Origin of the sequence: Neisseria brasiliensis (assembly GCF_009671065.1) — a bacterium.
GTDB classification, from domain to species: domain Bacteria; phylum Pseudomonadota; class Gammaproteobacteria; order Burkholderiales; family Neisseriaceae; genus Neisseria; species Neisseria brasiliensis.
The window spans coordinates 409,910-424,603 of the sequence record NZ_CP046027.1; the positions used below are offsets into that span (position 1 = coordinate 409,910).

Annotated in this window: 12 protein-coding genes; all 12 read right to left on the bottom strand. The window is 50.3% G+C overall.

Annotation, left to right across the window (positions count from 1 at the left end):
• Positions 1-162: 162 nt before the first annotated feature.
• Positions 163-1,170 (bottom strand): FAD:protein FMN transferase, encoded by a 1,008-nt coding sequence (locus GJV52_RS02200; protein WP_095501849.1) that lies wholly within the window; start codon positions 1,168-1,170, stop codon positions 163-165.
• A gap of 161 nt (positions 1,171-1,331) precedes the next feature.
• A complete protein-coding gene (locus GJV52_RS02205; protein WP_095501848.1) occupies positions 1,332-1,829 on the bottom strand; it encodes a nitrous oxide reductase accessory protein NosL in 498 nt (165 codons plus the stop codon).
• Complete coding sequence (locus GJV52_RS02210) at positions 1,826-2,656, bottom strand: ABC transporter permease (protein WP_095501847.1); 831 nt, start codon at positions 2,654-2,656, stop codon at positions 1,826-1,828. The genes GJV52_RS02205 and GJV52_RS02210 overlap by 4 nt, the downstream gene beginning before the upstream one ends.
• The gene (locus tag GJV52_RS02215; protein WP_095501846.1) at positions 2,653-3,543 is read right to left on the bottom strand and encodes an ABC transporter ATP-binding protein; all 891 of its coding nucleotides are present in this window, start codon (positions 3,541-3,543) and stop codon (positions 2,653-2,655) included. The genes GJV52_RS02210 and GJV52_RS02215 overlap by 4 nt, the downstream gene beginning before the upstream one ends.
• A gap of 60 nt (positions 3,544-3,603) precedes the next feature.
• Complete coding sequence (locus GJV52_RS02220; RefSeq protein WP_095501845.1) at positions 3,604-4,953, bottom strand: nitrous oxide reductase family maturation protein NosD; 1,350 nt, start codon at positions 4,951-4,953, stop codon at positions 3,604-3,606.
• Between the two features lie 153 nt (positions 4,954-5,106).
• A complete protein-coding gene (gene nosZ / locus GJV52_RS02225) occupies positions 5,107-7,074 on the bottom strand; it encodes a TAT-dependent nitrous-oxide reductase (RefSeq protein ID WP_100564387.1) in 1,968 nt (655 codons plus the stop codon).
• Between the two features lie 74 nt (positions 7,075-7,148).
• Complete coding sequence (locus GJV52_RS02230; RefSeq protein ID WP_100564391.1) at positions 7,149-9,410, bottom strand: NosR/NirI family protein; 2,262 nt, start codon at positions 9,408-9,410, stop codon at positions 7,149-7,151.
• Positions 9,411-9,805: 395 nt separating this feature from the next.
• The gene (locus tag GJV52_RS02235) at positions 9,806-10,765 is read right to left on the bottom strand and encodes an IS30 family transposase (protein ID WP_154212848.1); all 960 of its coding nucleotides are present in this window, start codon (positions 10,763-10,765) and stop codon (positions 9,806-9,808) included.
• A gap of 186 nt (positions 10,766-10,951) precedes the next feature.
• A complete protein-coding gene (ilvC, locus tag GJV52_RS02240) occupies positions 10,952-11,965 on the bottom strand; it encodes a ketol-acid reductoisomerase (RefSeq protein ID WP_100564223.1) in 1,014 nt (337 codons plus the stop codon).
• Between the two features lie 47 nt (positions 11,966-12,012).
• The gene (locus GJV52_RS02245) at positions 12,013-12,306 is read right to left on the bottom strand and encodes a putative quinol monooxygenase (protein WP_095502014.1); all 294 of its coding nucleotides are present in this window, start codon (positions 12,304-12,306) and stop codon (positions 12,013-12,015) included.
• Between the two features lie 69 nt (positions 12,307-12,375).
• Positions 12,376-12,867, bottom strand: coding sequence for an acetolactate synthase small subunit (ilvN, locus tag GJV52_RS02250; RefSeq protein WP_095502013.1), 492 nt, complete (start codon positions 12,865-12,867; stop codon positions 12,376-12,378).
• The gene (ilvB, locus tag GJV52_RS02255) at positions 12,864-14,648 is read right to left on the bottom strand and encodes a biosynthetic-type acetolactate synthase large subunit (RefSeq protein WP_100564226.1); all 1,785 of its coding nucleotides are present in this window, start codon (positions 14,646-14,648) and stop codon (positions 12,864-12,866) included. The genes ilvN and ilvB overlap by 4 nt, the downstream gene beginning before the upstream one ends.
• Positions 14,649-14,694 lie beyond the last annotated feature (46 nt).

Genomic DNA, 14,694 nt, shown 5'->3' on the forward strand with positions numbered 1-14,694 from the left:
GCCGTCTGAAACAGGTACTGGTTTCAGACGGCTTTCATGTTTTTCAGTTTCTCAGATTAGCTTGAGATTCAATTTCACAGTGAAAACAGCACGCACTGCAACAACAATTCAAGCTTCCTTGAGATATTCGCAATGCAAACATGATGAAAACTGTTTTTTCTTCTATTCAATAACTTTCATCTGCCTATCCGGCATCACCAGCCACACTTTAGCCTGCTTAGCCCGCGCCGCTTGCCGGATTTCATCTGGCGACATCACCGAAAACGCCGTAGCAAACGCATCGGCCAGCGTGGCGGTTGGCGCCATTACGCTCATGCTGTGGTAACGCGGTGTGCTCACCCCCGAACGCGGGTCAAACAAATGGGTAAACTTACCCGCTTCATCCATCACCGTGCCATAGCCGCCCGACGTGGCAAAGCCTTGGTTTTGCAGCGGCACATTCATCAATACACCTTGCTCATTTTGTGGATCGCGGATACCCACCTGCCAAGTGCGTTCACCGCGTGTATCCAAGCCGCGGATTTCACCCATATCCACCAAGGCTTGTTCCACGCCGTTTTGCTGCAACAATTTCACCACTTTATCGGTGATGTAGCCTTGGGCAATGCCGTTAAACGACAAGCCCATATCCCGCCCGTGAAAGCGGACAAAGGTATCGTCAAATTCCACTTTATCAAAACCGACCTGCTGCAAGGCTCGATTCATATCCGCCTGCGACGGCGGCGTATCGGTATTGGGATGCCGTCTAAAATAATCGGCATAAAAGTTCCATAGCGGCTGAATGCTCGGGTCAAACGCACCTTGGGTGAGTCGGTAAACTTCTTGGCTGATGCTCAACAGCGCCAACAAATCCTGCGGCGGATTGTTCAGACGGCCTTCACGGTTAAGCTGCACAATCAGGCTGTCGTCGCGGTATAAGCTGAAAATCTTTTCCAAACGCGCCACTTCCGCCAATGCCTTATTCACCAAATCATCGGCTTGGCGACGATCAACATGATATAGGTGCAACTGCGCACCCGAACCCAAAGCAATGCCCTGCCAGACAAACGGCTCAGCTTCATCGGGATTAGGTTTATCGGTTGGGCGGTTTAGTGCAAACGGCAAAATCGCACCACCGGCCACAATGGCGCTGATGGCCAAAAAACGGCGGCGGTTTAGGGGGATATTCATGGCTTTTCTGAAATAAAATCAAAACAGATAATTTTGTGAACCCCTTCAATCATCAAGAAACACCCTAGCCGCCGTCATTACGCGTACTGGTTTATGAATGAGTTTTACAAAATCTCAGGCCGTCTGAAAGCTCAAAACCCTTTTCAGACGGCCTATTCACATTATTTAAAAATATACGCTTCCGGCATCTCATCAAAGCTCACCACTTTGCCGCCCTTCTCTTGCGCAAACTGCTCAGCCTTGGCTTTGTCCGCAAACGGCAGCGCATCTTCCGAACCCATGCCGCCGATAAAGCCGCTTTCGATAACATACCATGCTTTTTTGGCATCAATCCACGCATCATTGGCATTCGGCTGCGCCCAATCGGTGACTTCACCCATATCGGTGACATACATCACATGAATGCCTTTAGGCTCTTCCGGCAGCTTGGTATAGCCGAACATTTGGCGGATGGTCGAGAACCACACCGGCTTATCGGGCTTGCCGTTGAGATACAGCTGCGCTTTCGGGCCGTCATGTTCCATCAGGTTCATGGTGCAGTAATGGCCGGTCGATTGTGCAGTAATCGGCGCCGGAGCAGGCGGCGGCGCGGTGTTTTCTTTGGCACCACAAGCCGCGAGCAGCAAGGCGGTGCAGATTGTTAAGGCAAATGTTTTCATATTTGTCGCTTTCCAAAAATCCAAGCCGCCAACAGCAGCGGAATGATGACCCACAACACCTGCGCGGTCAGCAACACCGGCAGCGTGAGGCTGATTTGCTCGGTCAAACCGGCCATGCCCGAATACATGGCGGTGTTTTCATAGCCGGTCAGGTTGAGCAGGCGGTAAATGTCGGTCGGGTTGAACAATAAAATGCTTTCCACCATAGTCGCGGTGAGTGTTTGCTGCGTATCGGCCACCAACACGCCAAGCAAGGCCATGTCGAAAATCACCACGAAAAACAGCCACACGCCGATGGCAATGCCTGCCGCCGTGCCGCGTTCTTTCACTTTCGCGCTGATTAAATAGCCCAAGGCCAAAAACGCCGCGCCCAAAATCACGCTGGCGCCAATCAGAGCGGCAAACGGTTTCCATGCGGCGATGTTGATGCCGCCATTGGCCAACTGCAACGCAATACCGGCCAAGCCGTAACCGGCAGTCGTGGCCAAAGTCAAAATAATCAAGTGCCCCAAGAACTTACCCGCTAAAATTTGATTGCGCGAAATCGGGTAGCTTAATAACAAACCCATCGTACCGCGCTCGATTTCGCCAATCAAGGCATCGTAGGCCAAGAGCATGGCAATCAGCGGAATCAGGAAAATCGACAGGCTCGACAGGCTCACCACCGTAACCGTAAGCGGATCGACCTTCACCGAACCGGTTGGCGCGCTGCCCAAAAACCCCAGCGACAAAGCCAATGCCGCCAGCAGCAACGCCGCCGCCAACACCCAGCGGTTGCGCAGGCTGTCGCGCACTTCTTTGCCGGTGATAATCAAAATCGGGTTCATACGTCTTCCCTTTTCAAGAATTGTGCATACATTTCATCGAGCGTCGGCGTATGGATGTCGAGATAGGCCAAATCGTTTAAATCGCCCAATTCGGCCAACAAAGCCATGCGTTCGTCTGCTTGGCATTGCGCGCGGAAATTGAGGCCGTCTGAAGACTGCCAGCGCGATGACAAAGGTTTGCCGTGTTTTAGGCGCACATTCACCGTGAGTGGCAAACCGCTTTGCACATGCAGTTCGTCCATGCTGCCATCGGCGACTTTGGCGCCGTTTTTCATCACCACCACGCGGTCTGCATGGCCGTCGAGTTCGGCCAAAGCGTGGGTGCTGAGCAACACAGTTGCGCCTTTACCGTTTAATTCGCGCACTACTTCATAAAACATTTGCCGTGAAGCCGGATCCAAACCTGTAGTCGGCTCGTCAAACAGTAATACCTTCGGCTCGCCCAACAACGCCTGCGCCAAAGCCAAACGCTGACGCATACCCTTTGAATAAGTGCCGACACGGCGTTTGGCTGCTTGGGAAATGCCCACGCGTTCAAGCAAATCTTGGTTTTTATTCAGCGGCTGCTTTTTCAGTTTGGCGTAGAAAGCCAAGGTTTCCAAACCGGTCATCGATGGGTGCAGCGCCACCGTTTCCGGTAAATACCCGATTTGGCTGCGCACCGCCGCACCGGCTTTGCTGCCGGTTTTCTCACCCAACAGCATCACTTCGCCCTGCGTTGGCGTAATCAAGCCGAGAATCAGCTTCATCAGTGTGGATTTACCCGCGCCGTTGTGTCCGGCCAAGCCCACGCTCTCACCGGCTTTCAGCACCAAATCGACATGATCGACCGCGCGCTGTTCGCCGAATTGTTTGGTCACGTTTCTCAATTCAACATGATTGCTCATGGTGTTTCCTTGTGTGTTTGTTCAGACAGCCTTTTTCAACATAAGGCCGTCTGAAAGCCTTTATTCGTTTGCCTGCGCCGCCCATGCCGATTTGGTTTGCTTGGCTGCTTGCAACATTTCCGCTTTGTGTTGCAGATAATACGGCATGGTCGGGTTTTGATACGGCTTCATCAGCGGTTTGCTGTCCACCACACCGCCCGGCATAATCGCGGGGAACTGGCTTTGCGCCCATTTCACAATGCTCACCGCCGGACTGTTCATCAGCAGTCTGGCCACCGGTGCGCGCCAGATGATTTGGTCGGTGATGCCGTTGGGGCGGTATGCGCTGTCGCCGAAGCCGTCGCCGTCGAGGTCGAACGCGCTGTTGTCACTCCAATAATTACCGCGCCCGTCCTCCGACCAATCCAAGAAACGCGTGCTGACGTATTTGACTTGGCTTTCGTTGTTGATAAACGAATTGTCGGTCAATTCCGTGCCTTCAATGGCGGCGGTGAAATGGATGCCGATTTTGCATTGTTCGAAATGGTTGCCAAAGATTTTGTTGTTATTGGCGTTGTAGGCAAACAGGCATTTGTCGGCCTGATAAATTACGTTGTCCTGCACTTCCGACTGGTTGACGTAATTGAGCATGATGCCTTGATCGCGGCTCATCACGGCGATGTTGCCTCGTACTTTGATGCGGTCGGAAAACATCATGGCATAGGCGATGTTGTTGCCGATGGAAATATTGTCGATGACTTCGCTGTCGTTGGTGTACATATAATGCACGGCGAAGCGCACATCGTGAAAGCGGTTGCCTTTATAAATATTGAAGGTGCTGGCGTTGGAAAAAATGCCGTCGCGGCCTTTGGAAATGTCGTTGCCCACCACTTGCGAACCGGGCGCGTTCCACACGGTTACGCCGTTGCCGCGCTCATTCACGCGCAATTCGGCATTGCCGACGATTTTGTTGTCGCGCACCATGGCATCTTTGGGGCCGTGCAGATACACGCCGACGGAATTATCCAGAATATCGTTTTTTTCCACCAAAGCGTTGGTGGCGGTTTCTTCCAGATAAATGCCGGCGTCCATATCCGGCAGGCTCATGCCCGAGCCGCTGACGGTAAGATGGCGAATCACCACATCAGGCGCATGCACGCTGACAGTACGACCTTGACGGTCGCCTTGAATGGTGGCGGAACGGTCTGCCGGCCCTTCTAAGGTTAAGGGTTTATCGATGATGATTTTGGTTTGATACACGCCCGAAGCGAGCTTGAGCGTGTCGCCTGCTTGGGCTTGGGCAATGATTTGATTGAGATTATCCGTGGGTGAAACGGCAATCACGGCAGCAAAGGCCGTCTGAAACCCTACTGCGGTGAGCAGCGCACAAACAGCGTATTGCAGCGTTTTGACATGAAATAGAGTGTGCATGTGGTTTCTCTTGTTTTCAGACGGCCTGTATCGGCGCGACAAGTTTAACATTATAACAAAACCATCTGCCTGATTTTCAAATGGCTTTGTTATAAAGGCCGTCTGAAAAGGAATTACCGTTTCAGACGGCCTGCTTGTTGATATCAGGTAAGATTATTTAGGTTTTACAATCATTTGGCCTGACATTTCCATGTGCAATGCGTGGCAGAACCATTGGCAGTAGTACCAATGCACGCCCGGACGATGGGCGGTAAAGGTAATCGAGCTGGTTTGTTGCGGGCTGACTTCCATCGCAATGCCGTAGCCTTCCAAAGTGAAACCGTGGGTCAAGTCTTCGATGGTTTCCACGTTGGTCACCACCACGGTCACTTCATCGCCTTGGTTCACTTCAAATTGCGGCACGCTGAATGCAGGCGCAACGGCAGTCATATACACTCGTACTTTATTGCCTTCGCGCACCACTTTGGCGGCTTTTTCCAACTCAACGCCGTCTTTGGCAGCCATATCGGCGGCATCTTTCCACCACCAGGCGTGTTTGGTGCGATCCCAAGTTTTGACCGGGTTCACTTTAGACGCAGCCACCAAACAGAAGTCGTGCGGTTCGGCAAAAGTCGGATTATCGTGCACCAATTTCATCTCGTCGCCTGAAATGTCGATCAATTGGTCACACTCAGGCTTCAGCGGACCGGCATTCAAGAAACGGTCTTTCGAGAATTTATTCAAAGATACCAACCATTTACCATCAGCCTCTTTGGTTTCGCCCATGGTAGTGTGATTGTGACCCGGTTGGTAGTGAACATCGATTTTTTGTTTGATCGGATCGATTTTCTCTCCGGCATAAGCTTTAATCGCATCTTCGATGTTCCATTTCACCATTTGGCTGTCGATAAACAAAGTGGTGTAGGCGTTGCCACGGCCGTCAAATGCGGTATGCAACGGGCCTAAACCCAATTGCGGTTCGGCCACGACAACGTCGCGCGGCTGGATTTTACCGGCAAATAAATCATCGAGTTTGCTTACGTCCAATACGGTCACGGTTGGTGACAGTTTACCGTTGAGCATGATGTATTTGCCGTCAGGCGAGGCATTACAGCCGTGCGGTGAGTTTGGCACCGGAATGTAGCGGGTGTATTTAGAATTGGCTTCGGCGCGGCCATCCACCATTTTTACACCGTTAACTTCTTTAAAGTCGCCGTTTTTGATACCTTCTTCAATCGCCGCCAAGTTGAACACGACTACCCAGTCTTGCTCGTTGGCAGAAGCGGCTTGCACAGTCAATCCCCGCTCGGAGTTATAGCAGGTAGAGAATGAATATTTACCTTGGTAGTCGGCATCACCGTTATCCAAGTTACCGTCTACCAACACCTGCCATGCAATCTCCATGGTTTCGCCGTCGATAGCGGTGTACACCGCATTCCAAGTTTTCGGGTCATTCAGATTGCCAACACCATCTACCGGTACGATGTGTTCACCGTTAGCAAATACATAGCCGGTTTTCGGATAACGTTGCGGACGCAAACCGTGGATACCGGAAGCATTCGGAATCTCGATGATTTTATCGGTTTTCATGATTTCCAAATTCACACGGCACACACGATTGTTGGCTTTATCATTGGCGTAAGCGTAACGGCCATCGTAAGTTTGGTCGGTAAACGACAAGTGAGGGTGGTGCAAGTCGCCATTTGGAAGGCAGCGCAAACCGCTGGCTTTCAAAAATGCATTGGTTTCAGGCGTATTTTTTTCGTTCAAAATACGCAGGCTCTCGTTGGTACGGCCCCAACCGGTGGCGCTGTCCATATTGAACACCGGTATGCGTATCAGTTCGCGCATGGAAGGCAAGCCTACCAAGCGCATTTCACCGGATTGTCCGCCTGATAAGAAGCCGTAGTATTGATCCAGCTCGCCCGGACCCACGTGGATAGACTGGCCGCCCTCGCTGCTGTGTGTGTCGGCTTTGGCCGCAGGTGCAGAACTTACAGCCGCGCCTTTATCGTTCTCGGCATTGGAACAACCGGCCAAACCCAACAAGCCCGCACCGGCAATACCGGCACCGGAAGCCGCGGCAGTGCCTAAGAATGAACGTCGGCTTAAGCCGTTTTGTTCTAATTTTTCGTCTGACATAAAACTCTCCTTGGGATGAAATTCGGTATTTGTCTTTTCAGACGGCCTACCGTGGGATAAGGGAAACTAATTCTTTACTTTTCAACGGTGATTTTTGCACCGGTTTTCACAAAGTGCACCACATGCTCATTGGCCTTGGCGGTTTGCTCGGCTTCATGTTCCGATTTGGCCGCAGCTTGGCGTTGTTTCTTCTTGTTGGTTGCCACCACTTGCGGACAACGTGTTTCATGGTGATACATCACTTGGCAGTGCAGACATTGAATACACTCGTTCGGATGAATATCGCCTTCAGGCGCAATCGCTTGAACCGGACACTCGTGTGTACAAATCTGACACGGATTGCCACACATTTTGTAGCGGCGCAGCCAGTCAAAAATGCGGAAGCGTGCCGGAATCGCAATCGCTGCGCCCAAGGGGCATAAGTAACGGCAAAAGAAGCGTTCGATAAACAAACCGGCGGCCAACAATGCCACAGCGAACAACACAAACCACCATTCGCGCATGAATTTCAAAATAATCGCGGTTTTAAACGGCTCGATTTCGGCAAAATGCTCGGCCAAACCCAAGTCGTAGAGCGAAATCGCCAGCAAACCGAAGAAAATCACGTATTTAATCGCGCTCAAGCGCGTGTGCAGCAGATGCGGCACGGTGATTTGTTTCACGCCCAATTTCTTCGCCAAGCGGTTGGTCAACTCCTGCAAAGAGCCAAACGGACACAACCAGCCACAGAAAGTACCACGGTTCCACAGCAGCATGGTCGCCGCCGTAAACAGCCACAAAATGAACACCAGCGGATCCATTAGGAAGAATTCCCAGTGGAAATCAGTCAAAATGGCAGAAAACAGCGTCAGGGTATTCACCACCGACAATTGCGCCTGCGCGTACCAGCCGATATAAACCAAAGTAAATGTTAGGAAGGCAATACGAAAACGGTCATACCATTTTTCATAGCGGACAATCCAGTCTTGGAACAAGAACACCAGCAGCAAAATGGTTAATGCAATGCCGACCACGATAATCTGCGCTTTTTTCGCCTGCCAAATCTGTTTCCACAATTGACTGGATACACCGTCATCGGTTGCGGTTTCCAAAATGCCGGCGGTTTGGTTGGCCAATTTTCGGCCTTCGGCAGCAGGTGCTTCAATCGGTGCAGTGATGGTCACCGGCTCGGCTTCAGGGTCGTCAACGTAATAGCCCTGCGGCAATTCGTAGGCCAAATCGGCAGTGACAAATGCTTTGTCGCTCACACTCAATACGCGCTGAATCATCAATTGCAAACGCCACGGTTCGGCAGCATCAAATGTCACATCTTCCGGAATGGTGAACCAAGATACTTCTTTAAAGGCCGGCGCGCCTTCTGCAGCCAAAGCCACCACACGCTCATGTTGCGCATCGGTAAAGCGGAAACTGTTGTCGCCCTGAATCATCTCAATGCGATCAAAAATACCTCCGCGTACATAGCCCGAGCCTTTCCAAGAATAGCGGCCTTCGCCGGCAACCATAATCGCTTGTTGACCCGGTTTCAGACGGCGTTGCAAGTTGTTCCACCCTGCCTCACCCAATAAGCTTTTACCGATGGAAGGCTGGCTTACCACCGCCACATACATATCGACAAAAGTATCATCGCCCGGCCCTTCTTCGGCGTGTTCGACCACGCCTTCTTTGCCGCTTTGCTCAAATAATTTATTGGCTTCGTCCACCGTCATGTGCAGCTTGGTGACGGCTTTTTGTTCCAGCAAGGCATTCCATGATTGAATATCTTGTTTATCCATACCAACAGCACGGCGCGGACGGGTTTGCACCGCTGTTTGTGCTGCAGCAGCACCATCGGCAGCCACAGCCGCTGTCGCACCTGCTGTGCCCAATTGGTATTGTTGGGCAATGGTTTTAATCGAGCGCTGCATGCTGTCGTTAATCACCATCAGCGTCACGGTCGCGCCGCTGATGATGTCGGAAGGTGCCACGCCCGGCTTCGGAGGCGTGGTAATGAAGTTCAGGCCGATATAGTCATCAATAAATTTATCCACACGCGATTGCGGGATGCCGATGAGCATAATCGGTTCATTATGCGCCACCAGTTTGGCACCGGTAATCGTACCGTCATTGGCTAAGGCCACCATGGTATCAATGGGTTTGCTCGAATACCCGCGGGTATTGACAACATCGGTGGTGATGAATACCAAGCCCAGTTGCTCGTCGCCTTTGTACACACGCGCCACCATCGGCTTGCCTTCAGGCTCACCGTAGCGGTCGGCTGTCGGAAAAATTTCAGACGGCTGTACTTTGCTCAAAAACTCCGGCAGACGCTCTGCATGAACCGGTAGGCTGATCACCATCAAAACCAATGCCAGCGCGACCGCAACCACCCATTTGAGCAGATTGTTATTCTCTGCTCCATCCCTATCAAAACCGTACATAACCTATCCCCGATGACTCGATTACTCAAAACAATGATATTATATGAATCATCTAGTATCCATAATTTGATATAAATCAAGTTTACAAATCTTAAAGTGAATTTATATTAGTGCAATAATTCTTTATAGCTAAAGCAGATACAAATAATGCTATGAATCAGGAATAATTGATTAACTCACCATATCAGCCTATAAAGTTCATTTTATTTCAATCTATTTTATTGATTTTTGATTGAATGATGAATAGGCCGTCTGAAAATACTACCGATGGTTTTTTTTCAGACGGCCTTACATTCGCATTTCAAGTGCAACGCTCAAATGCCATTAGCAAGGGCTGCTGAAAACAGATCACCCGGTGTCTCATAGTCCAATGTCTTTCTCGGTCGGCGGTTAAGGGCCTCCTCAACCGCTTTAATCTTTTTAGCACCCAGTTTCCTAAAATCCGTCCCCTTTGGGAAGTATTGTCTGATCAGCCCGTTGGTATTCTCCACCAAGCCTTTTTCCCAAGAATGGTATGGACGGCAGAAGTAAGTTTCCGCACCCAGGGCTTTGGCAAAGGTTTTATGTCGGTAAAACTCTTTACCGTTATCCAAAGTAATCGTTTGAATGATATCTTTAAACGGCTTCAATGCCCGAATCACTACCCGGGTTACATCTTCTGCTTTGAAATTGCTGATTTTGCGGATAACGACAAATTTGGTTTTTCTTTCAACAGCAACCACCAGTCCGCTTTTTTGATCTTTACCGACAATGGTGTCCATCTCGAAATCGCCGACCCGCTCTTTTTGATCGACAATGGCAGGTCTGTGTTCAATGTCGGTTCTGTCCGGTACGCTGCCTTTTGTCCATGCACCGCTGCCGTATTTTCTGCGGTAGGGTTTGGAAACGATACGCAGATGGGTGTACAGGTCGCCGCCGTTTTGACGGTCTTTGGCGAGATAGCGGTAAAGGGTGCTGTGGTGCAGTTTGATGTGTTGATGTTTCAGCAGGTAGCCGCAGACTTGTTCGGGGCTGTATTTTTGGGTAATCAGTTTGTTAACAGTCTGTTTGACGGCAGTAGTCAGTTTGGTTGGCTTTTTGTTTTTCTTTTTAACTTCGCTTTGCTGTTGTGCTTTTCGGTAACAGTAGGTTCCGTTGACGGAATGCCGTCTGATTTCCCGACTGACGGTGGCGGGATGACAACCGATGTTCTGTGCGATTTGGTTTAGGGGTAGGTTGCGGTAATGTCTGGAAATGTAGTATCTTTGGTGTGAGGTCAGTTGTGTGTAGGCCATATTGCAATCTTTCTTGTCAGGAAAGGCAGTATACTACCGCATACCGGCCTTTTCTGTTATTGGAAATTGCACTTGTTAGGCAAATGTAAGGGCCTTGATATAAGTTAAATGTATCTAAATGATTCAGCATAAAAAAATGCCGTCTGAACATTTCAGACGGCATTTTGTAAAAGACATGGCTAAAAATTAGTTTTTATCTAAATCTACCAATTTGTTTTTCGCAATCCAAGGCATCATCGAACGCAATTGTGCGCCAACTTTCTCGATTTGATGGTCAGCATTCAAGCGACGACGGGCAGTCATTGAAGAATAGTTGGCTGCGCCTTCTTGGATGAACATTTTCGCGTATTCACCAGATTGAATGCGGTACAAGGCTTTTTTCATCGCTTCTTTGGTTGCAGGAGTCACCACTTCAGGGCCGGTCACGTATTCACCGTATTCGGCGTTGTTAGAAATTGAGTAGTTCATGTTGGCAATACCGCCTTCGTACATCAAATCTACGATCAATTTCAATTCATGCAAACATTCGAAGTAAGCCATTTCTGGGGCGTAACCTGCTTCAACCAAAGTTTCAAAGCCGCATTTCACCAATTCAACCGCACCACCACACAATACAGCTTGTTCACCGAACAAGTCGGTTTCGGTTTCTTCGCGGAAGTTGGTTTCAATCACGCCGCCTTTGGTGCCGCCGTTGGCTGCTGCGTAAGACAAGGCGATGTCGCGTGCTTTACCGGAATTGTCTTGGTAAACGGCGATCAATGAAGGGACGCCGCCGCCTTTCAAGAATTCGCTGCGTACAGTGTGGCCAGGGCCTTTAGGCGCAACCATGATCACGTCTACATTTGATGGCGGCACGATTTGGTTGTAGTGTACGTTGAAGCCGTGCGCAAACGCCAAAGCCGCGCCGTCTTTCAGGTTAGGTGCGATTTCGTTTTTGTACACAACCGGTTGGTTTTCATCCGGCAACAAAATCATCACAACATCGGCATCTTTGGTGGCATCGGCAACGGTTTTCACGTTGTGGCCGGCTTTAACCGCTTTATCCCAAGAAGTGCCTTGACGCAAACCGATCACCACGTTTACACCTGAATCTTTCAGGTTGGCAGCGTGGGCATGGCCTTGTGAACCATAACCGATAATGGCAACGGTTTTGCCTTTGATCAATGACAGGTCGGCATCTTTATCGTAATAAACTTGCATTTCAATTCCTTTTATTTGAATAGGTTTGTTGAGTTAACTTTAAAAAATCAGATGGAGAGTTCGTTGAGCATCACAATTTCAAGATGATCGGTTTTGCCCTCGATGGCTTGAACAAATGCCTGAAAATGCTCGCTGGCATTGTGTTCGTCCACCGCCGCTTGCGATTGCCAACTTTCGACAAACACGAAGCGGTTGGAATTTTGGATATCCTGATGCAAATCATAGCTGTTGTTCCCTGCTTCGGCGCGGCTGGCTTGAACCAACTGGGCGAATTGGGCAGACAATGTTTCGCGGTGTTCAGGTTTCACGGTAATCAAGGCAACAATCTTAATAATCGACATCTCAACTTCTCCTGTATTGGTTTCAGACGGCCTAAAATCTTTTAGCAAGCCGTCTGAACGAGCGTGGCATTAAATTTTCAAAATACGCTCGCCGCGACCGATACCGGCTGCGCCTGTGCGCACAGTTTCCAAAATTTGTGCACGCCCTACGGTTTCTAAGAAAGAATCCAATTTGTCGCTGGAGCCGGTGATTTCGATGGTGTAGCTGCGATCGGTTACATCAACCACATGGCCACGATAAATCTCGGTCAGGCGTAAAAATTCGTCGCGATCTTTACCCGCTGCACGCACTTTCACCAACATCAATTCGCGTTCGACAAAACGGCTTTCGTTTAAATCGACCACTTTAATCACTTCAACCAGCTTGTTGAGCTGCTTGGTAATCTGCTCCAGCACGCTGTCGTCACCGTGGGTCACGATGGTCATGCGCGACAAGGTTTGGTCTTCAGTCGCGGCCACCGACAATGAATCGATGTTGTAGTCACGCGCTGAAAAGAGACCCACCACACGGCTCATCGCACCGGATTCGTTTTCCATCAGTATGGACAAAATGTGTCTCATGGCACGCTCCTTGTATCGTAATCACGGTCGTTGACATCGTTCACGTCGCTGTCGGCTTTGGTTTCACGCATGTGTACCGGCAGCACCATTTCGTCGAGACCTTTGCCGTTGCCCACCATCGGGAACACGTTTTGTTTCTTATCGGTGATGAAATCCATAAACACCAAGCGGCCTTCGCGGTTGTGTTGCAGCGCTTGGCGAATCGCGCCTTCCACTTCAGACGGCTTGGTCACGCGAATGCCGACATGGCCGTAAGCTTCTGCCAGTTTCACGAAATCCGGCAAGGAATCAAAATAAGTTTCCGATTCTCGGTTGCTGTAGTAAAGCTCCTGCCATTGGCGCACCATACCGAGATAACCGTTATTCAAGGTCACAACAGTCAGCGGGATCTTATACTGGAAGCAGGTCGACAATTCTTGGATGTTCATCTGAATCGAGCCTTCACCAGTGATACAGAATACATCCTGCTCCGGTGCGGCCAGTTTGGCACCCATCGCATAAGGCAGGCCGACACCCATGGTACCCAAACCGCCGGAATTCAACCATTGGCGCGGGCGCTCAAACGGGTAATATTGCGCGGCAAACATTTGATGCTGGCCGACATCGGATGTGATGATGGCTGAATTATTGGTGATTTCCGCCAATTTTTTCACCACAAACTGCGGCTTGATGGTTTCTTCGTCTTGATCAAACCACAAGCAATCGCGGCTGCGCCATGATTCGATGTTTTTCCACCATTTATCCAAATGCTCGCGGCTCGGTACGGATTGCTGTTTGTTCACCAAGCAAACCATTTCGGCCAATACATTTTTCACGTCGCCCACGATCGGAATGTCGGCCTTAACGCGTTTGGCAATGCTCGATGGGTCAACATCGACATGAATGATTTTTTTCGGTTTTTCCAAGAATTTGGATGGCACTGACACCACGCGGTCATCAAATCGCGCACCCACAGCCAACACTACATCGGCATCCTGCATGGCCAAGTTGGCTTCATACGTACCGTGCATACCCAACATGCCGAGATATTGACGGTCGCTGGAAGGTACTGCGCCCAACCCCATCAAGGTGCCAACGCATGGCGCGCCGGTAGCGTGTACCAATTCCACCAATTCTTGGCTGGCGTTACCCAATACGATACCGCCGCCGAAATAGATAATCGGACGTTTGGCAGAAGCGAACATCTGCACCGCTTTTTTAATCTGACCGGCATGGCCTTGCACCACCGGCTGATAAGAGCGGATAAAAATATCTTCTTGCGGATAGCTGAATTTCGCCATCGCCTGAGTCACGTCTTTCGGCACATCAATCACCACAGGGCCCGGACGGCCGCTGGCAGCAATTTGGAACGCTTTTTTGATGGTATTGGCCAAATCGTTGATGTCGGTCACCAAGAAATTGTGTTTCACACACGGGCGGGTAATGCCGATGGTGTCCACTTCTTGGAACGCATCACTGCCGATAGCCGGCGTACCAACCTGACCGGTGATCACAACCATCGGAATCGAGTCCGAATAAGCTGTGGCAATACCGGTTACTGCGTTGGTTGCACCGGGGCCTGAAGTCACCAAAGCCACGCCAACTTTGCCGCTGGTGCGCGCATACGCATCGGCTGCATGAACGGCTGCCTGTTCGTGTCGGGTCAGGATGTGCTTGAATTTATTGAGCTGGTAGATGGCGTCGTAGATTTCGAGAACTGCGCCGCCCGGATAGCCGAAAACGTATTCAACGCCTTCTGCCTTGAGACTTTGCACAATGATTTGTGCGCCTGATAATTGCATAACAACCTCTTTTATAGGGCGTTAAACCAACAGCAACAGCAGCTTC